General features: G+C 62.8%; 19 protein-coding genes and 1 pseudogene. 10 read left to right on the forward strand and 10 right to left on the reverse strand.

Annotated elements, in window-relative coordinates; genetic code table 11:
- The first annotated feature begins 3 nt into the window (after positions 1-3).
- From rsxG to PIN01S_RS20035, 4 genes are all read left to right on the forward strand, one after another.
- On the forward strand, positions 4-639 hold the full coding sequence (gene rsxG, locus PIN01S_RS20020) for an electron transport complex subunit RsxG (RefSeq protein ID WP_170837222.1): 636 nt from the start codon (positions 4-6) through the stop codon (positions 637-639).
- Positions 632-1,345 (forward strand): electron transport complex subunit E, encoded by a 714-nt coding sequence (locus PIN01S_RS20025; protein ID WP_084338237.1) that lies wholly within the window; start codon positions 632-634, stop codon positions 1,343-1,345. Before rsxG ends, PIN01S_RS20025 begins: the two co-directional genes overlap by 8 nt.
- Positions 1,342-1,980: an endonuclease III gene (nth, locus tag PIN01S_RS20030; RefSeq protein WP_084338239.1), complete on the forward strand. Its 639-nt coding sequence runs from the start codon at positions 1,342-1,344 to the stop codon at positions 1,978-1,980. Before PIN01S_RS20025 ends, nth begins: the two co-directional genes overlap by 4 nt.
- A 107-nt stretch (positions 1,981-2,087) precedes the next feature.
- Positions 2,088-2,270, forward strand: coding sequence for a PA3496 family putative envelope integrity protein (locus tag PIN01S_RS20035; RefSeq protein ID WP_084338241.1), 183 nt, complete (start codon positions 2,088-2,090; stop codon positions 2,268-2,270).
- Positions 2,271-2,397: 127 nt separating this feature from the next.
- On the opposite strand, the pseudogene PIN01S_RS26515 reads toward PIN01S_RS20035, so the two are convergent.
- The 4 genes and pseudogenes from PIN01S_RS26515 to PIN01S_RS20050 form a co-directional block, all read right to left on the reverse strand.
- Positions 2,398-2,548, reverse strand: a pseudogene (locus tag PIN01S_RS26515) (IS5/IS1182 family transposase); the annotation flags it as partial.
- Positions 2,549-2,733: 185 nt separating this feature from the next.
- Positions 2,734-3,126, reverse strand: a complete 393-nt coding sequence (gene gloA / locus PIN01S_RS20040; protein WP_084338243.1) for a lactoylglutathione lyase — start codon at positions 3,124-3,126, stop codon at positions 2,734-2,736.
- 82 nt (positions 3,127-3,208) lie between these two features.
- Complete coding sequence (locus tag PIN01S_RS20045) at positions 3,209-4,426, reverse strand: argininosuccinate synthase (protein ID WP_084338245.1); 1,218 nt, start codon at positions 4,424-4,426, stop codon at positions 3,209-3,211.
- Positions 4,427-4,543: 117 nt separating this feature from the next.
- Complete coding sequence (locus PIN01S_RS20050; RefSeq protein ID WP_084338247.1) at positions 4,544-5,437, reverse strand: flagellar protein MotY; 894 nt, start codon at positions 5,435-5,437, stop codon at positions 4,544-4,546.
- 162 nt (positions 5,438-5,599) lie between these two features.
- On the opposite strand from PIN01S_RS20050, the gene pyrC reads away from it, so the two are divergent.
- Positions 5,600-6,646 carry a dihydroorotase gene (pyrC, locus tag PIN01S_RS20055; RefSeq protein ID WP_084338249.1) on the forward strand — a complete coding sequence of 349 codons (1,047 nt, stop codon included), beginning with the start codon at positions 5,600-5,602 and terminating at the stop codon, positions 6,644-6,646.
- Entirely contained in the window at positions 6,643-7,317 is a 675-nt protein-coding gene (gene rnt / locus PIN01S_RS20060) for a ribonuclease T (protein WP_084338251.1), read from the forward strand. Before pyrC ends, rnt begins: the two co-directional genes overlap by 4 nt.
- 46 nt (positions 7,318-7,363) lie before the next feature.
- On the opposite strand, the gene PIN01S_RS20065 is transcribed toward rnt, so the two are convergent.
- A complete protein-coding gene (locus tag PIN01S_RS20065; protein WP_169715855.1) occupies positions 7,364-8,698 on the reverse strand; it encodes an IS4 family transposase in 1,335 nt (444 codons plus the stop codon).
- 262 nt (positions 8,699-8,960) lie between these two features.
- Complete coding sequence (locus tag PIN01S_RS20070; protein WP_084338253.1) at positions 8,961-9,563, reverse strand: peroxiredoxin; 603 nt, start codon at positions 9,561-9,563, stop codon at positions 8,961-8,963.
- Positions 9,564-9,856: 293 nt separating this feature from the next.
- Here PIN01S_RS20070 and PIN01S_RS20075 point away from each other — a divergent pair, with 293 nt between their 5' ends.
- Positions 9,857-10,078 carry a bacterioferritin-associated ferredoxin gene (locus PIN01S_RS20075; RefSeq protein WP_084338255.1) on the forward strand — a complete coding sequence of 74 codons (222 nt, stop codon included), beginning with the start codon at positions 9,857-9,859 and terminating at the stop codon, positions 10,076-10,078.
- Positions 10,079-10,278: 200 nt separating this feature from the next.
- On the forward strand, positions 10,279-10,749 hold the full coding sequence (bfr, locus tag PIN01S_RS20080; protein WP_084338257.1) for a bacterioferritin: 471 nt from the start codon (positions 10,279-10,281) through the stop codon (positions 10,747-10,749).
- Between the two features lie 41 nt (positions 10,750-10,790).
- Here the strand turns inward: bfr and PIN01S_RS20085 are convergent, their stop codons facing one another.
- The 3 genes from PIN01S_RS20085 to PIN01S_RS20095 all read right to left on the reverse strand — a co-directional run bounded on the left by PIN01S_RS20085 (position 10,791) and on the right by PIN01S_RS20095 (position 14,606).
- Positions 10,791-11,951 carry an MFS transporter gene (locus PIN01S_RS20085; protein WP_084338259.1) on the reverse strand — a complete coding sequence of 387 codons (1,161 nt, stop codon included), beginning with the start codon at positions 11,949-11,951 and terminating at the stop codon, positions 10,791-10,793.
- 111 nt (positions 11,952-12,062) lie between these two features.
- Positions 12,063-12,389, reverse strand: a complete 327-nt coding sequence (gene grxD / locus PIN01S_RS20090) for a Grx4 family monothiol glutaredoxin (RefSeq protein WP_084338261.1) — start codon at positions 12,387-12,389, stop codon at positions 12,063-12,065.
- 105 nt (positions 12,390-12,494) lie between these two features.
- Positions 12,495-14,606 (reverse strand): molybdopterin oxidoreductase family protein, encoded by a 2,112-nt coding sequence (locus tag PIN01S_RS20095; protein WP_084338263.1) that lies wholly within the window; start codon positions 14,604-14,606, stop codon positions 12,495-12,497.
- Between the two features lie 322 nt (positions 14,607-14,928).
- On the opposite strand from PIN01S_RS20095, the gene argF reads away from it, so the two are divergent.
- Together argF and PIN01S_RS20105 are read left to right on the forward strand one after the other, a co-directional pair.
- Positions 14,929-15,849 carry an ornithine carbamoyltransferase gene (gene argF, locus PIN01S_RS20100; protein ID WP_084338264.1) on the forward strand — a complete coding sequence of 307 codons (921 nt, stop codon included), beginning with the start codon at positions 14,929-14,931 and terminating at the stop codon, positions 15,847-15,849.
- Positions 15,846-16,955 (forward strand): ABC transporter ATP-binding protein, encoded by a 1,110-nt coding sequence (locus tag PIN01S_RS20105; protein ID WP_084338266.1) that lies wholly within the window; start codon positions 15,846-15,848, stop codon positions 16,953-16,955. The genes argF and PIN01S_RS20105 overlap by 4 nt, the downstream gene beginning before the upstream one ends.
- Here PIN01S_RS20105 and PIN01S_RS20110 read toward each other — a convergent pair.
- A complete protein-coding gene (locus PIN01S_RS20110) occupies positions 16,937-18,004 on the reverse strand; it encodes a GGDEF domain-containing protein (RefSeq protein ID WP_084338268.1) in 1,068 nt (355 codons plus the stop codon). The two genes, PIN01S_RS20105 and PIN01S_RS20110, sit on opposite strands and share 19 nt — an antisense overlap.
- Positions 18,005-18,020 lie beyond the last annotated feature (16 nt).

Raw genomic sequence — 18,020 nt, forward strand, 5'->3', positions numbered from 1 at the left:
GCCGTGCTGCCTGAAATCAGCCGTTCGATGCTGAAGAACAGCCTGGTCCTCGGCCTGTTCGCCGTGGCCACGGTGGGCGTGGTGAGCCTGATCCAGCAAAGCACCGCCGCGCGCATCGAGCGTTCCGCCCACGAGGCGCAGATACGCGTGCTCGGCGAAATCCTCCCGGCCGGCAGCTACGACAACCACTTGCTGGACAACAGCATCGAGCTGCACGACCCACTGCTGGGCAGCAAGGCTCCGCAACCGGCCTATATCGCGCTCAAGGAAGGCAAGCCCACCGCGATCATCCTCCAGGCCACGGCGCCGGATGGCTACAGCGGGGCTATTCGCCTGCTGGTCGGCATCCAGGCGGACGGCCGCCTCGCCGGTGTGCGCGTACTCAGCCACCGGGAAACCCCTGGCTTGGGCGACCGGATCGAGCTGGCCAAGAGTCCCTGGATGCACGGGTTCGAGGGTAAATCGCTGACCAATCCCGGCGAAGCCGGCTGGGCGGTGAAGAAGGATCGCGGCGAGTTCGACCAGTTCGCCGGCGCCACCATCACGCCGCGGGCGGTGGTCAAGGCGGTGCACAAGGCCCTGCAATTCTTCGATGCACACAAGGCGGAGCTGTTCGCCGAGGTGAACCCCAATGGCTAATCCCAGTTATCGCGAGCTGACCTTCAACGGCCTGTGGAAGAACAATCCGGCGCTGGTCCAGTTACTCGGCCTCTGCCCGCTGCTGGGGGTGAGCAACTCCACCGTCAACGCCCTGGGCCTGGGGCTCGCCACCGCCCTGGTGCTGACCTGCTCCAACCTCGCGGTGTCGCTGGTGCGCGGGGTCGTCAACACCGCGGTGCGGCTGCCCGCCTTCGTGATGATCATCGCTGCGCTGACCACCTGCATCGAGCTGCTGATGCAGGCGTTCACCTACGAGCTGTATCAGATCCTCGGCATTTTCATCCCGCTGATCACCACCAACTGTGTGATCCTCGGCCGCGCCGATGGCTTCGCCGCCAAGCACAATCCGGCGCTGGCCAGCTTCGACGGCCTGATGATGGGGTTCGGCTTCTGCCTGGTGCTGGTGGTGTTGGGCGGCCTGCGCGAGCTGTTCGGCACCGGCGCGCTGTTCGCCAACATGCACCTGCTGTTCGGCCCGGTCGCCGCCGATTGGCAGGTCACCGTATTCCCCGAGTACAAAGGCTTCCTGTTGGCGATCCTGCCGCCCGGTGCGTTCCTTGTCCTGGGCCTGCTAATTGCTCTGAAGAACCGCGTCGACGAGAGCCTTGCCGAACGCGCCAAGGCACGCCAGCCGCAGGTTCCCGTACAGAGTCGCCGCGTTCGCGTGACCGGAGTGATCGAATGAACGCTGCCAAGCGCCTGGAGATTTTCCGCCGTCTGCACGAAGACAACCCCAACCCGACCACCGAGCTGGCCTTCACAACGCCCTTCGAGCTGCTGATCGCCGTGATTCTGTCGGCCCAGGCCACCGACGTCGGGGTGAACAAGGCCACGGCGAAGCTGTTTCCGGTCGCCAATACGCCCGAAGCCATTCATGCGCTGGGGGTGGAAGGGCTTTCCGAGTACATCAAGACCATCGGCCTCTACAACAGCAAGGCCAAGAACGTCATCGAGACCTGCCGGATTCTCATCGAGAAGCACGGCAGCCAGGTCCCGGACAACCGCGAAGACCTCGAAGCCCTGCCCGGCGTGGGCCGCAAGACCGCCAACGTGGTACTGAACACCGCCTTCCGCCAGCCGACCATGGCGGTGGACACGCACATCTTCCGGGTCGCCAACCGCACCAACATTGCGCCTGGCAAGAACGTCCTGGAAGTGGAACGCAAGCTGGTGAAGTTCGTCCCCAAGGATTATCTGCTCGACGCCCACCACTGGTTGATTCTTCATGGCCGCTACGTGTGCAAGGCGCGCAAGCCATTGTGTGGCAGTTGCCGGATCGAGGATTTGTGCGAGTACAAGCACAAGACATCGGACGATTGATCGTTTATTGCGATTACTGACCAGTCGATTGAAAAAATCTTTTTTACCCGCTCCGGCTTTGCCGCTATAAGGTGCGCCAATAGCACCCCGTAGCCTGGAGTGAATACATGGCCACTGACAAAGCTGAAATCGAACTCGAAGATGACTTCGTCGCGGAAGATTCGGAAGAAGCAGCCGAAGCCGCTGTGGAAGTAGCCAAGACCAATCTCACCAAGCGTCGCATCATCGACAACTACCTCGAAGAGCGCCGCCTGCAGAAGCAACTCGCCGATTACGATTTCGATCTCTGACGGTTCGTCGAAATGAAAAAGCCCCGCCGAACAGAGCGTGTGAAAACGCTCTGACGATAGGCAAATCCAACGCCCCGACTGGTTCGGGGCGTTGGCGTTTTTGATGCTTGGAAATGGCAAGCGGGATTTATCCCAACAGTTCGATCAACCGACGGGCACCAAGTACATTGATGGCGCGTTTCAGGTTGTAGGCGTTGACCGCCAGGGCCATTTCCGTACGCGCTCCCCCGCAGTTGTCGGAGCAGGAAGCGGCCATTACCCAGGATCCACTGCTTCATGATCCTCTGGCACCAGCTCCTCCAACGTGGGTGGAAACAAGCTGCTTTGCTGACGACCTTCGCCCTGGATGTATCCCATAAACAACAATGCCCCCATCGACCGATGGAGGCATTGTCTTCAGCTTGCACGCAGACTGCTAGGTTTTCACACAGCCTGCGGAGCGGGGCTTTTTGTTGCGTCGCCGTCAGTCGTTGCGCGACGGCGAAAGCAGCTCGATCTTGTAGCCGTCCGGGTCCTCGACGAAGGCCAGAATGCTGCTCCCGTGCTTCATCGGCCCCGGCTCGCGGGTGATCTTGCCACCGCGGGCGCGGATGTCTTCGCAGGCCTTGTAGACATCCTCCACTTCCAGGGCGATATGGCCGTAGCCGGTGCCCAACTCGTACTTGTCGACGCCCCAGTTGTAGGTCAGTTCGATCACACTGTTGTGCGCCTCGTCGCCATAGCCGACGAACGCCAGAGTGAACTGTCCGTCCGGGTAATCCTTGCGCCGCAGCAGGGTCATGCCCAGCACTTCGGTGTAGAAGGCGATGGATTTATCCAGGTCGCCGACGCGCAGCATGGTATGCAACAGTCGCATCGTTCTTCTCCTCATGGCTATGAATGGCGAACCCCGGCTTGTGGCCGGGGTTCGCGTTTACCGCTTGCAGCCTGCCGCTGTCTTAGAACAGCTTGCGGCCCTTGTTCGCCGCAATGCGCATGCGCAGGGCGTTGAGCTTGATGAAACCGGCCGCATCAGCCTGATTGTAGGCACCGCCGTCTTCCTCGAAGGTCGCGATGTTCAGGTCGAACAGCGAATCGTCGGACTTGCGGCCGACCACGATGACGTTGCCCTTGTACAGCTTCAGGCGCACGACACCGTTCACGTTGGCCTGTGAGGCGTCGATCATCTGCTGCAGCATCAGGCGCTCGGGGCTCCACCAGTAGCCGGTGTAGATCAGGCTGGCGTAGCGCGGCATCAGCTCATCCTTCAGGTGAGCGACTTCGCGGTCCAGGGTGATCGACTCGATGGCGCGGTGCGCCTTGAGCATGATGGTGCCGCCGGGGGTCTCGTAGCAGCCGCGGGACTTCATGCCGACATAGCGGTTCTCGACGATGTCGAGGCGGCCGATGCCGTTTTCGCCGCCGATGCGGTTCAGCTCGGTCAGCACCTGGGCCGGGGTCATGTCCTTGCCGTCGATGGCGACGATGTCGCCGGCGCGGTAGGTCAGCTCGATGTAGGTGGGGGTATCCGGCGCGGCCTCGGGGGACTTGGTCCAGCGCCACATGTCCTCTTCGTGCTCGGTCCAGGTGTCTTCCAGCACGCCGCCTTCATAGGAAATGTGCAGCAGGTTGGCGTCCATGGAATACGGGGACTTCTTCTTGCCGTGGCGCTCGATCGGAATGCCGTGCTTTTCGGCGTAATCCATCAGCTTCTCGCGGGACAGCAGGTCCCACTCGCGCCAGGGAGCGATCACCTTGACGCCCGGCTTGAGCGCATAGGCGCCCAGCTCGAAACGAACCTGGTCGTTACCCTTGCCAGTGGCGCCGTGGGAAATGGCGTCGGCGCCGGTTTCGTTGGCGATCTCGATCAGACGCTTGGCGATCAACGGACGGGCGATGGAAGTACCCAGCAGGTACTCGCCCTCGTAGACGGCATTGGCACGGAACATCGGGTAGACGAAATCGCGCACGAACTCTTCGCGCAGATCGTCGATGTAGATTTCCTTGACGCCCAGCGCCTTGGCCTTGGCGCGAGCGGGTTCCACTTCCTCGCCCTGGCCGAGATCGGCAGTGAAAGTCACCACCTCGCAGGCATAGGTATCCTGCAGCCACTTGAGAATCACCGAAGTATCCAGGCCACCGGAATACGCCAGGACAACCTTCTTCACGTCCGCCATGCCATCCACTCCACGGGGTTGTTCGCAAAACCCGTGATTCTACTGGCCTATGCGGCCAATTTACAGGGGCGCGACAGCTTCTGACGACGAAGCGACGGAATCTTACGGATGCGCGACTCAGGAAGCCTCGCCCGGTGCCGCCGCAGGAGCCACGGATTGGGCCTCGCGCTCCAGACGCAAAGTCACCCGACGGTTCTTCGCCCGGTTGGCTTCGTTGGTGTTCGGTGCCAGCGGGTAGCGCTCACCATGGAAGCGCAGGGTGATCTGCTCGGCCGGCACGCCGTTGGCCTGGAGGTATTCCTGCACCGCCAATGCCCGTCGCCGCGACAGATCGCGGTTGGTCAGCCGGTTGCCGCTGTTGTCCGAGTGGCCGTCGAGCAGTATGCGGTTGACGCTGGGGTCCGCCTTGAGAAATTGCAGGATGATGTCCAGCTTGGCCCGTCCCAGGTCGTCCAGGGCAGTTCCGCCGCTGGGAAAACCGATCTGCGCCTGTTTGATCTGATCGAAGTTCACCGGCAGCAGCTTCGCCGTGCAGGCCAGGTAATCGTTGTAGGCCTGCTCGAATTTGGCCGGAAGCAGACGCACTTCCAACGCCTCGCCGCCTTGCTGCGTGCGATGGCGCACGACCGGGCTGCGTCCTTCGAGCAAACCGCTGAGCAGACGGGCCGCCTGTTGCTGGGAGCTGTTGAACGGAATCTCGCCGCTACCGACGCTGACCACGCCGAGCGAAATGTCCCCGCGCCCCGGCTGCCAGGGTGCGGCAGCCGCCAGCAGGGTCGCGGAACCGGGGCCCATCCAGCGCTCGCCGGCCTTGAGGCGGAAGGTCGCCTGCTCACCGGCACGGCGGACGAACTCGCCGCTGCCGAAACGGGTGACCGGCTGCGCCAGGCGGCATTCGAATTGATCGCCCTCCACCTTCCACTCCACCTTTTCCAGGCGCGTCTGAAAGGTGATGGCCGTGGCCGGCAGGCTGGCGAACAGGCTGAGCAGGGCGAAATAGCGCAGGCGCACGGCGGGCTCCGGAAGGGATGAGTACTCTTCCGAGGTATCGGTGCGCGACGAAAAAACTTGAGCGCCAGGGCCCATTGCTACGATCCGGGGCACGTGCGGCGTGCCGCCGCGGGCCTTTTCCGGTAGCATTGCACGCCACGTTTCACCCGCCTGGAATTCCCCATGTCCGACCGCCTGACCCTGCTGCGTCCCGACGACTGGCATATCCACCTGCGCGACGGCGCCGCCCTGACCCAGACTGTCGCCGATGTCGCGCGGACCTTCGGCCGTGCCATCATCATGCCTAACCTGGTGCCGCCGGTCCGCAATGCCGAACAAGCCGACGCCTACCGCCATCGCATCCTCGCCGCCCGCCCCGCCGGCAGTCGCTTCGAGCCGCTGATGGTGCTCTACCTCACCGACCGCACCACGCCTGCGGAAATCCGCGAGGCCAAGGCCAGCGGTTTCGTGCATGCCGCCAAGCTCTACCCGGCCGGCGCCACCACCAACTCGGACTCCGGCGTCACCCGTATCGACAACATCTTCGCGGCGCTGGAAGCCATGGCCGAAGTCGGCCTGCCGCTGCTGGTGCACGGTGAAGTCACGCGCAGCGAAGTAGACGTGTTCGACCGCGAGAAGATGTTCATCGACGAGCACCTGACCCGTGTGGTGGAGCGCTTCCCGACCCTCAAAGTGGTGTTCGAACACATCACCACCGGCGATGCGGTGCAGTTCGTCCAGGGCTCTTCCAGCAACGTGGGCGCCACCATCACCGCCCATCACCTGCTCTACAACCGCAACCATATGCTGGTGGGCGGTATTCGTCCGCATTTCTATTGCCTACCGATCCTCAAGCGCAACGTGCACCAGGAGGCCCTGCTGGACGCCGCCACCAGCGGCAGCCCGAAATTCTTCCTCGGCACCGACTCCGCGCCCCATGCCCGCCATGCCAAGGAAGCCGCCTGCGGTTGCGCCGGTTGCTACACCGCCTATGCCGCCATCGAGCTGTACGCGGAAGCCTTCGAGCAGCGCAATGCCCTGGACAAGCTGGAAGCCTTCGCCAGCCACCATGGCCCCGATTTCTATGGTTTGCCACGGAACAGCGAGCAGATCACGCTGGTCCGTGAAGAATGGACGGCGCCGGCGAGCCTGCCGTTCGGCGAGCAGACCGTCGTTCCGCTGCGCGCCGGTGAAACACTGCGCTGGCGCCTGCTGGAGAATCCTGCGTGAGCGAAGACCTGTACGACGAAGAACTCGACGGCAGCCTCCCCCCCGGCCCCCGTCACCCCATGGCGCGCCGCTTCCGCGGCTACCTGCCGGTCGTGGTAGACGTGGAATGCGGCGGCTTCAATCCGGCCACCGATGCGTTGCTGGAAATCGCCGCGGTTACCATCGGCATCGATGAGAAGGGCTTCCTTTTCCCCGAGCACACCCACTTCTTCCGTGTCGAACCGTTCGAAGGCGCCAACATCGAGGCCGCCGCGCTGGAGTTCACCGGCATCAAGCTGGATCACCCGCTGCGCATGGCCGTGGCCGAAGAGCATGCGCTGCATGAAATCTTCCGCAGCGTGCGCAAGGCGGTGAAAGCCAACGGTTGCAAGCGCGCCATCCTGGTCGGCCACAACAGCAACTTCGACCTGGCGTTCCTGAATGCCGCGGTGACCCGCACCGGCATCAAGCGCAACCCCTTCCACCCCTTCTCCAGCTTCGACACCGCCACCCTGGCCGGCCTCGCCTATGGCCAGACCGTGCTGGCCAAAGCTTGCCAGGCTGCCGGTATCGAGTTCGACGGCCGTGAAGCCCACTCGGCGCGCTACGACACCGAGAAGACCGCCGACCTGTTCTGCGGCATCGTCAACCGCTGGAAGGAGCTCGGCGGCTGGCAGGACTTCGACGACTGATCAATTCCCCGGAAAAGAAAAAACCCGGCCAAGGCCGTAATGCTGTTCACTTAAGCGGAGCGGCCTTTCGATCCACGGGATAGCGGGTCTTTGAAATCTTCACCGTCCTTGGTCGTGATGGCCTGGGGCGGTGATCCAGAAACAGCCCGCCGATTCCCGCCCTTAACTCCGACAAACGTCTTCCGGTTGCTGAAATCGGGTTGGCCGCCGCCATTACGATCAGCTGCACGGCGATGTAGTGGGCTACGGGTTTGAAGCGGATCTCACATGGAGAGCGGCCAAAGGCGACGGCAGCCTGGCTGGCTTCCCGGCGGATAATGTTGTAGGCCAGCAACAAGCCCCAGACCTCCTGGTAAACCAGTTCCTTTACCTTGCTACGCAGGGTCACTGCATTTTGCTGCAGAGAACTCTTGATATCCCTGAAGCCCAGTTCGATCTCCCAACGCTCCCGATACAACGTGGCGATGGCCTTGGCGCTGTAAGTGTCCACAGGCAGCGAGGTGAGTACGGTTTTGATCTTGCCCTTTACCTCGTAGCTAACCTCGCGCACGTCCCAGTGCGTTGGCAGGTTGGGGTTACGCTTTCTGGCCTGAGCCGACACCTTCATACGCAGCAGGCGGTCGCCCTTGCCGTAGCGAGCGACTTCTTCGCTGACCAGCGCCTTGCGGGCCGGAATCAGCCAGTGCCGATCTTCCTCTGACGTGGCCAGGCTCAGCAGTAAATCGGCACTCCAGAAGCCCTTATCGAATAGCGTCACCGAGTGGCTGGGAATCTGCTGCAAAAACTCATTGGCCAGGCGCATTTCACTGCGTCGATAGGGACTCAGTTGGGCATCGAGAATCAGATGCGAGCGCACGTTCATCAAGGCCACCAGCCTCAGCATGGGAAAGGGCGTCTGACGGTCGGTGGCGGTATTGCCGGAGCCGAAATGCTCTCGGAGTTCGGCAGTATCCGGGGTGCGCAGGAGCGCACCATCCACGGCCAAAACCTGCAGCCCTTGCCAGGTATCACCGTCATAGCGCTCGCAGCCCCATTGGTTACCCGTCTGGCGGAACAGCCACTCAACCGGATCGGCCCCCAGCCGTTTGCGCGCCTCGGTGACACCGCTCCTGGCCAGCAGGTCGAGAGAGGCCAGGCCCTGAGCGCAGATGTTCAGGCGTCGTGCGACCTCATGAACCGGCTCGTCGCGGAACAAGGCCATGCCCAGTACCAGCCAGAGTACCTGGTCGCTGGGCAAGCGCCGCCTCCGTATGGTGGCCTGGGCGGACAGGTCCAGCGCGGATGCCACCCACTCGATCGGGATGTTTTGGGTGAAGGCGCTCAGATCGGAGAAGTTGAACAGTTCGCCTAAGTCGAGCAGTTGCTGTTGCAGCAGAGACATAAAAAATCCGATGCCAGTGACCTGGCATCGGATTTTCGAGGAAGCCCCGCCTGGGCTCAAATGCTTAAGTGAACAGCATTACGGCCAAGGCCGGGTTTTTTCATGATCGGAACGTGCCTCAGAACCTGTTTACGATCTTGCGAGCTAGAGCGAGACAAGGCAAAAACAGCCGAAGAAGCGCAGTTTACGTATTTGTAAATGAGCATTCTGAGGCTGTTTTTAACGCAGTATCGCCGACGCGCAGCAGATCGTAGGCAGGTTCTTACAGGTTGGAGGCGTTCTCGGCCAGGTACTTGGCCACGCCTTCCGGCGAAGCGGTCATACCCTTGTCGCCCTTCTTCCAGTTGGCCGGGCAGACTTCGCCGTGCTCTTCGGTGAACTGCAGGGCGTCGACCAGACGCAGCAGCTCGTCCATGTTGCGACCCAGCGGCAGGTCGTTGACGATCTGCGAACGCACCACGCCTTCCTTGTCGATCAGGAACGCGCCACGGAAGGCGACGCCGCCTTCGGATTCGACATCGTAGGCCTTGGCGATTTCATGCTTCACGTCGGCAGCCAGGGTGTACTTGACCGGGCCGATGCCGCCCTTGTCCACCGGGGTGTTGCGCCAGGCGTTGTGGCTGAAGTGGGAGTCGATGGAAACACCGATCACTTCCACGTTACGAGCCTGGAACTCGGGGATACGGTGGTCCAAGGCGATGAGTTCGGACGGGCAGACGAAGGTGAAGTCCAGCGGGTAGAAGAACACCAGGCCGTATTTGCCTTTGATGGCCGAGGACAGAGTGAAGCTATCGACGATCTCGCCATTGCCGAGCACGGCAGCAACGGTGAAATCGGGCGCTTTTTTACCAACGAGTACGCTCATTCCAGAATCTCCTTGAGTCATGAGGTGAGGTGCTAGGCCGGTCCCAGGTTGACACCCGCACGCGACAGCGCGATGACGCGGCCCGCTCCGCAAGGGCCGTCCATGATACACCCCGGATTCCGCCCACGCCCACCGCTTTTTTCCCTACTCCCACCAGGCCAAACCCTTGTTTGGCAACATGCTTTCAATTCGGGGACGGCTCTATCACGCGGCATCCGGCCAAACTTTTGACAATCATTCTCATTAAGATTAGTATCTTTCGCATCAGCCATTTCTGTACCGGGCCTTACCCTATGTACGTGTGTCTTTGCCAGGGTGTCACCGACGGTCAAATCCGTGATGCGATCTATGAAGGTTGCTGCAGTTACAAGGATGTCCGCGAAACTCTGGGAGTAGGCACCCAATGCGGGAAATGTGCCTGCCTGGCCAAGCAGGTGGTTCGTGAGACTCTCACCGAAGTGCAGAGCAGCCAAGGCGTGATGACCTACCCCGCCGGGAATTTCGTCGCAGCCTGAACACTCAGCGTTAAAACGAGCCGGACTTGATGTCCGGCTTTTTTATGCCCTGAATTCAAGCGGTTAGCGCTTCAATGCGGAACGAAAACATTCCTATTCGGATTAGATTTTGCTGATATTTCAATAACTTAGGGTTTGACAGCATTTTTTGGCAGGACCAGACTTGCCTATTACACACCACAGCAGGGGCAAGGCTCACCATGAAAGGCGACAAGCAAGTCATCCAGCATCTCAACAAGATCCTCGGCAATGAGCTGGTCGCGATCAATCAGTATTTCCTGCACGCGCGCATGTACGAGGATTGGGGCCTGAAGAAGCTCGGCCACCACGAGTACCACGAATCCATCGATGAAATGAAGCACGCGGACAAGCTGATCAAGCGCATCCTCTTCCTGGAGGGCCTGCCCAATCTGCAAGACCTGGGCAAGCTGCTGATCGGCGAGAACACCAAGGAGATGCTTGAGTGCGATCTCAAGCTGGAACAGCAGGCACTGCCTGACCTCAAGACCGCCATCGCGTATTGCGAAAGCGTCGGCGACTACGGCAGCCGCGAGCTGCTGGAAGACATCCTCGAATCCGAGGAAGAGCATATCGACTGGCTGGAAACCCAACTCGATCTGATCACCAAGGTCGGCATGGAAAACTATCTGCAGTCGCAGATGGACGAGTAACGTTCGCTGTGCATGAAGGCGGGGCTGATGCCCCGCTTTTTTTATGCCTGCCGTCCGGCATCCGGGCGTTTTACCCAAGGCGAGCCGAGTATGAGGAACACGCACAGTCCCACCACGCTCAACAGCGCCAGGCGCAGGCCAATGTAGTGGGCTAGCAGGCCGATCAGCGGCGGCCCCAGCAACAGCCCGCCGTAGCCCAGCGTTGCCACGGCCGCCACGCCAACCGAGGTATCCACCCCCGGCCGGTTGCCCGCCGCACTGAATACGATCGGCACGATCACCGACAAGCCCAATCCGGCCAGAGCGAACCCGATGATGGCCCAGGGAGCGCTCGGCCCGAACAGCGCCAGCAGCATCCCGGCGGTCGCCAGGATCGACAACCCACGAAGCAGGCTGACGTCGGCGAACAGCACCCGTAGCCGATCGCCGAACAGGCGGCCGAACACCATGGTCGCCGAGAACGCCGCGAAGCCTAGCGCCGCGACACGCTCGGAGCTGGCGAACACGTCATGCAGCAGCAAGGCGCTCCAGTCGGCGATCGCCCCTTCCGATACGAACGAGCAGAGTGCCAGCAGACCCAGCCCGAGAACCGGTAATGGCGGCAAGACCAACAACGGCGCCTTGGACTCCACCGGCTTGGGCGGAGGATCGGGCAGGAAGCGTTTCCGGGACCAGGGCAAGGCCAGCAAACCCGGCACAGCGATCAGGGAGAAATGCCAGAACGGCGGCCAGCTCGCCAAGGCTGCGGCTCCCAGCGCCCCGACCAATCCACCGAGACTGTACATGCCATGCATGCCGGAGAGACAGGGACGCCCAAGCAGGCGCTCCACCTCCACCGCCTGGGTGTTCACCGCCACATCCAGGGCACCGCTGGCCATACCGATCAGGAAGAGCATAGCCGCCAGGTGCCAGGCATTCCCAACCAGGCCGAGCAGCGGAAACAACAACAGCAGGACGAGGCAGGAAACGCTGAGAATCATGCGTGCACCGAGGCGACGCACCAGCACGCCGGTCAGCGGAAATGCCAGCAAGGCGCCGAAGCCGAGCCCCAGCAACGCCTGGCCGAGTGCGCGCTCGTCGAGGGCGGCCTGCGCCTTCAGGGCCGGTATGCGCGCCATCGCGCTGCCATGCAGCAGCCCGTTGACGGCGAAGCAATAGGCGCAGGCCCAGCGGGCCATGTGCGCCGGAGAAATCGAAGTCATGAAACCGCCTCTTCCGATGAGTCGCTGGACGAGAGCCGCTGCCAGGCAGGAAAAAACAGCCCAAAAACAAAGACCCCGCCAAGCGGGGTCTCGTTCGACACAACCGCCGGGTCAGGCGTCGGCTTTGTTCACCGCGTTCTTGATAAGCTGCTGCAGCTCACCCTTCTCGAACAGTTCCGCCATGATGTCGCTGCCGCCGACCAGCTCGCCGTTCACCCACAGTTGCGGGAAGGTCGGCCAGTTGGCGTATTTCGGCAGGTTCGCGCGGATTTCCGGGTTCTGCAGGATGTCGACGTAGGCGAATTTCTCGCCACAGGCCATCACCACCTGCGCAGCGCGCGCCGAGAAGCCGCACTGCGGCGCATTCGGCGAGCCTTTCATGTACAGCAGGACGGTGTTGTTGGCGATCTGTTCTTTGATGGTTTCGATGATATCCATTGGCTCACCTCGGCTGGACTTCCCGACCCCTGGGTCGGCACGGTGGCCGCATTGTAGCGGAAAGCCGAGCATGACGCTCGGCCTTACCGACCTCGGCATACCGTTTCAGGCCGCCTCCACTTCCACCGGGACCCCATTTAGCACGGCATTGCCGGACAACGCATCGAGCCGACGCTCATCGGTGAGGTCGTTGGCACTGGCCCCCGGCTGCGCGCTGGCGACGGTCATTTGCACGCCCGGTCGTGCATGCCCCCAGCCATGGGGCAGGCTGACCACGCCCGGCATCATCTCGTCGCTGGCGACGACCTCCACCTCGACGGCACCGACCCGCGAGCGCACCCGCACCCGCTGCCCGTCTACCAGTCCGCGCTGGGCCAGGTCTTCCGGGTTCATCAGCAACTGATGGCGCGGCTTTCCCTTCACCAGCCGGTGATAGTTGTGCATCCAGGAATTGTTGCTGCGCACATGGCGACGACCGATCAACATCAGCTCGCCCTCCTTGGGCAACGGCGCCGTAGCGAAGCGCTGCAGGTCGGCCAGCAGAGGAGCCGGCGCCGCCTCGACCGCCTTGCTCTCGGTCTTCAACCGGGCAGCCAGGTTGGGCCGCAACGGCCCCAGGTCGATCCCGTGGGGGTAGTCGCGCAAGGTCGCCAGCGACAGCTTATGTTCGGAGTTGTCGCCATAGGCGCCCATGCGCAGGCCCATGTCGATCATTTTTTCCGGCGGCAACGTCGGCTTCAGCTCGATACCGGTGCGCGCGGCGAACGCCTTGGCCAGACCGACGAAGATTTCCCAGTCGTGCAGCGCACCCTCGGGCTTGCTCAGTACCGCCTCGTTGAAGCGGGTGACGTTGCGCACGGCGAAGACGTTGAAGGTGGTGTCGTAGTGGTCATGCTCCAGCGGCGCAGTAGGCGGCAGGATCAGGTCGGCGTAGCGGGTCGTCTCGTTGATGTAGAGATCGATGCTGAGCATGAAATCCAGGCCATCCAGCGCCTGCTCGAGTTGCCGCCCGTTCGGCGTGGACAGCACCGGATTGCCGGCGATGGTGATCAGCGCGTGGATCTGCCCCTCGCCCGGGGTGAGCATCTCTTCGGCCAGCGCCGAGACCGGCAGCTCCCCGCCGTATTCCGGCAGGCCGGACACCCGGCTCTGCCAGCGATTGAAACGCAGCCCGCCCGACGAAGAAGCGACCAGATCCACCGCCGGCGACGTGCAGAGCGCTCCACCTTCGCGATCGAGGTTGCCGGTAACCAGGTTGATCAGTTGCACCAGCCACTGGCACAGGGTGCCGAACGCCTGGGTGGACACGCCCATGCGGCCGTAGCACACCGCAGATTCGGCCGCGGCGAAATCGCGGGCCAACTGGCGGATTTCCGCAGCCGGCACACCGCAACGGCCGCTCATGGCCTCGGCGGTGAACGACGAAATCGCCTGACGTACCTCGTCCAGCCCCTGGACAGGCAAGTGACACACACGGGTCAGGCCCTCCTCGAACAGAGTGTTCAGGACGCCCAGCAACAGCGCCGCGTCCTCGCCGGGGCGCACGAACAAGTGCTGGTCGGCGATGGCGGCGGTTTCGCTGCGTCGCGGGTCCACCACCACCAACCGGCCGCCCCGCGCCTTCAGTGCCTTCAAACGTTTCTCGACGTCGGGCACGGTCATGATGCTGCCGTTGGACGCCAGGGGATTGCCGCCGAGGATCAGCATGAACTGGGTGTGATCGATGTCGGGGATCGGAATCAGCAGACCGTGGCCGTACATGAACTGGCTGGACAGGTGGTGCGGCAACTGATCCACGGAAGTGGCGGAATAGCGATTGCGGGTCTTCAGCAGGCCGAGGAAATAGTTGCTATGGGTCAACAGCCCGTAGTTGTGCACGCTGGGGTTGCCCTGGTACACGGCGACGGCGTTCTGCCCATGACGCGCCTGGATGTCGGCCAGACGCTCGGCAACCAGCACGAACGCCTCGTCCCAGGCGATGGCCTGCCATTTGCCGCCGACCCGGCGCATCGGCTGGCGCAGGCGGTCCGGGTCGTTCTGGATGTCCTGCAGGGCGACGGCCTTGGGGCAGATATGGCCGCGGCTGAAGCTGTCCTGGGCATCGCCCTTGATGGAAAGAATCTGCTCGGCGCCGTTTTCCAGGGTCTCGGTCTCGATGGTCAGCCCGCAGATGGCTTCGCAGAGATGGCACGCACGGTGATGGAGGGTCTTGCTCATGGCTCGCCTCGTTCTTATCTAGCCGACCGGTCTAATCGCCGGGGAAGGACCAACTATGGCGGCTAATGGCGAACTCCGCCATGAGCGTTCGTCCCATGAATCGGTTGCTATCAGGCGAGCCGATCATCGCGCCCGGAGGGGCCTCCGCTGCATTTACCCGCGCGGGCCAAGGGGGCAATTTGCACCAGCTCGTCATTTGCTTATAAGATCGCGCCTTCCCCGTTTCGTCGCCTCCGTGCGGCCCCCGCCGCTGGTCCCGTCCGTTTTTCCTCCGAAAACCCCGGCCCCAGGACCTTCGGCCCGTTGGAATAGGTATTACAAGATGAGCGTAAGGCACTTTCTCTCGTTGATGGACTGCACGCCCCAGGAGCTGGTCGGCCTGATTCGTCGCGGCATCGAGTTGAAGGACCTGCGCAACCGAGGCGTGCTCTTCGAGCCGCTGAAGAACCGCGTGCTGGGCATGATCTTCGAGAAGGCCTCGACCCGAACCCGCCTCTCCTTCGAGGCCGGCATGATCCAGCTCGGCGGCCAGGCGATCTTCCTGTCCCCGCGCGACACCCAACTGGGCCGCGGCGAGCCGGTCAGCGACTGCGCCCAGGTCATGTCGCGCATGCTCGATGCGGTGATGATCCGCACCTTCGCCCACAGCACCCTCACCGAGTTCGCCACCAACTCCCAGGCGCCGGTGATCAACGGCCTGTCGGACGACCTGCACCCCTGCCAGTTGCTGGCGGACATGCAGACCTTCCTCGAACATCGCGGCTCGATCCAGGGCAAGACCGTGGCCTGGATCGGCGACGGCAACAACATGTGCAACTCCTATATAGAAGCGGCACTGCAATTCGACTTCCAGTTGCGCATTGCCTGCCCGGAGGGCTATGAGCCCAAGGCCGAATTCCTCGCCCAAGCAGGCGACCGCGTCCAGGTCCTGCGCGACCCGCACGCAGCGGTGGCGGGCGCCCACCTGATCAGCACCGACGTCTGGACCTCCATGGGCCAGGAAGCCGAAGCGGCGGAGCGCCTGGCGCTGTTCAAGCCCTATCAGGTGACCCGCGAACTGCTCGACAGCGCCGCCGACGATGTACTCTTCATGCACTGCCTGCCGGCTCACCGTGGCGAGGAAATCAGCATGGACCTGCTCGACGACCCGCGCGCCGTGGTCTGGGACCAGGCGGAGAATCGCCTGCACGCCCAGAAGGCGCTGCTGGAATTCCTCGTCGAACCGGCCTATCACCACGCATGAGCCACGAACTGCTGCTCAACCTGCGCGACCTCGCCTGTGGCTATCAGGAACACCGGGTCGTGCAGAACCTCAATCTGCACCTCAACGCCGGCGACATCGGTTGCCTGCTCGGCCCTTCCGGCTGCGGCAAGACCACCACGTTGCGCGCCATCGCCGGCTTCGAGCCGGTGGCGGAAGGCGAAATCCAGCTCGCCGGCGAAGTGATTTCCCGCCCCGGCTTCACCCTGGCCCCGGAGAAGCGCCGGATCGGCATGGTGTTCCAGGACTACGCGCTGTTCCCGCACCTGACCGTCGAAGAGAACATCGCTTTCGGTATCCGCAAGCACCCGGAACGGGAGCGCGTCACCACCGAGCTGCTCGAACTGGTCAAGCTGCAGCAGCACGGCAAACGCTACCCCCATGAACTGTCCGGCGGCCAGCAGCAACGCGTGGCCCTGGCCCGTGCCCTGGCGCCGGAACCGCGCCTGCTGCTGCTCGACGAGCCGTTCTCCAACCTCGATGGGGAACTGCGCCGGCGCCTCAGCCATGAAGTCCGGGAAATCCTCAAGACGCGCGGTACCAGCGCCATCCTGGTCACCCACGACCAGGAAGAAGCCTTCGCCGTCAGCGATCATGTCGGCGTGTTCAACCAGGGTCGCCTGGAGCAGTGGGACACCCCGTACAACCTCTATCACGAACCCCTGACTCCCTTCGTCGCCAGCTTCATCGGCCAGGGTTATTTCATTCGCGGCCAATTGCTCAGCCCCGATGCAGTCCAGACCGAACTGGGCACCATCAGCGGCAACCGTGCCTACACCTGGCCGCTCGGTTCGGCGGTGGACGTGCTGCTGCGCCCGGACGACATCGTCTATGCCCCGGACAGCCAACTGAAGGCGCGGATCGTCGGCAAGACCTTCCTCGGCGCCGCCACGCTCTACCGGTTGCAGATGCCCACCGGCAGCCAGCTGGAATCGATCTTCCCCAGCCACGCCGATCACCAGCCCGGCGAAGACATCGGTATCCGTGTGGCCGCCGACCACCTGGTGGCCTTCCCTGCCCTGGGCAGCGTGGCCGCGCAGGTCGATCTGCGCGATTCAGGTGTCCGGCGCTACAACAGCACCACCTGATCGCGGCCATCATCCTTGGCCCGGTAAAGCGCCTCGTCGCAACGCTGCAAGACATCCTCCCAAGGTTCCGGGCTACGGTAGGCGCTGACGCCGACGGACAGGGTCAGGCGTAGCCCGGGGCACTCGTCCCATTGCACGTCCGCCATCGTTTCCCGCAGACGCTGGAGCACCCGTTGCGCGCCCTCCGGATCGGTGCGAGTCAGCGCCAGGAGAAACTCTTCGCCACCGAGGCGCGCGACGAAATCCGCGTTACGCACCGAACGCTGCAGCAGTCCCGCCAACTGACGCAGCACCGCATCGCCGCCGGAGTGCCCGTAGCGGTCGTTCACCGCCTTGAAGAAGTCCAGGTCGATCAGACACAGCACGAAATCGTAGCCGCCCCGGTCCGCCAGCGCTTTCTGCTGGGACAGCATGGTCTTGGCGAACCGCCGGTTGTACAACCCGGTCAGCTCGTCGGTGATAGCCTGCTGCTGGATCTGCCCAAAGGCCCGCTGCAACTCGCGGTTGCGCAACTGCAAGGTCTGACGCAGCCCGCTCATTTCCAGGCCGAGCATGGATACCCCGAGCAACAGCACGAAGAACTCCAGCGCCTGGATCAGCTCCTGACGCAACTCGATGCCCTCGCGGCGCTGCAAGGCGATCAGCAGCAGCGCATAGCAGATCGCGCAGAACACACCGACCCGCACGAAGCCCTTCAGGTCCAGGCGGAAGGCGCCGAACATCAGGACGATCAGGGCCATCATCAGGAACAGCGAGCGCAGGCTGCCAGCGAAGTAGGCGCTGACGAACACCACCAGGATGGACCAGCACATCTGCGGCAAGGTTAGGCTGGGCTCGCGAAAGCGCAGGTTGAGATCGAAGCGCACCAGCAGGAAAAAAATCACGCAACTGGCCAGCACCACGAAGCTCAGCACCAGCATGCCTTGCAGGTGCAACTGCATGTAGCCGGCGAGAAACGCCAGCCAGCAGAGCAGGAGGTATAGCCATGACGCGCTGCTGGCCAGGAGAATGCGGCGCAAGCGCAGGCGCTGCTTCTGGGAGGGCTGCATCGGCGCTCCTTCTAAG

Source organism: Pseudomonas indica NBRC 103045 (assembly GCF_002091635.1).
GTDB lineage: Bacteria > Pseudomonadota > Gammaproteobacteria > Pseudomonadales > Pseudomonadaceae > Pseudomonas_M > Pseudomonas_M indica.

Bases quoted from the DNA above. Each gene is read 5' to 3' on its own strand.
- PIN01S_RS20025 (WP_084338237.1), top strand. From the start codon at position 632: ATGGCTAATCCCAGTTATCGCGAGCTGACCTTCAACGGCCTGTGGAAG.
- nth (WP_084338239.1), top strand. From the start codon at position 1,342: ATGAACGCTGCCAAGCGCCTGGAGATTTTCCGCCGTCTGCACGAAGAC.
- PIN01S_RS20035 (WP_084338241.1), top strand. From the start codon at position 2,088: ATGGCCACTGACAAAGCTGAAATCGAACTCGAAGATGACTTCGTCGCG.
- gloA (WP_084338243.1), bottom strand. From the start codon at position 3,126: ATGCGACTGTTGCATACCATGCTGCGCGTCGGCGACCTGGATAAATCC.
- PIN01S_RS20045 (WP_084338245.1), bottom strand. From the start codon at position 4,426: ATGGCGGACGTGAAGAAGGTTGTCCTGGCGTATTCCGGTGGCCTGGAT.
- pyrC (WP_084338249.1), top strand. From the start codon at position 5,600: ATGTCCGACCGCCTGACCCTGCTGCGTCCCGACGACTGGCATATCCAC.
- PIN01S_RS20065 (WP_169715855.1), bottom strand. From the start codon at position 8,698: ATGTCTCTGCTGCAACAGCAACTGCTCGACTTAGGCGAACTGTTCAAC.
- PIN01S_RS20070 (WP_084338253.1), bottom strand. From the start codon at position 9,563: ATGAGCGTACTCGTTGGTAAAAAAGCGCCCGATTTCACCGTTGCTGCC.
- PIN01S_RS20075 (WP_084338255.1), top strand. From the start codon at position 9,857: ATGTACGTGTGTCTTTGCCAGGGTGTCACCGACGGTCAAATCCGTGAT.
- bfr (WP_084338257.1), top strand. From the start codon at position 10,279: ATGAAAGGCGACAAGCAAGTCATCCAGCATCTCAACAAGATCCTCGGC.
- PIN01S_RS20085 (WP_084338259.1), bottom strand. From the start codon at position 11,951: ATGACTTCGATTTCTCCGGCGCACATGGCCCGCTGGGCCTGCGCCTAT.
- grxD (WP_084338261.1), bottom strand. From the start codon at position 12,389: ATGGATATCATCGAAACCATCAAAGAACAGATCGCCAACAACACCGTC.
- PIN01S_RS20095 (WP_084338263.1), bottom strand. From the start codon at position 14,606: ATGAGCAAGACCCTCCATCACCGTGCGTGCCATCTCTGCGAAGCCATC.
- argF (WP_084338264.1), top strand. From the start codon at position 14,929: ATGAGCGTAAGGCACTTTCTCTCGTTGATGGACTGCACGCCCCAGGAG.
- PIN01S_RS20105 (WP_084338266.1), top strand. From the start codon at position 15,846: ATGAGCCACGAACTGCTGCTCAACCTGCGCGACCTCGCCTGTGGCTAT.
- PIN01S_RS20110 (WP_084338268.1), bottom strand. From the start codon at position 18,004: ATGCAGCCCTCCCAGAAGCAGCGCCTGCGCTTGCGCCGCATTCTCCTG.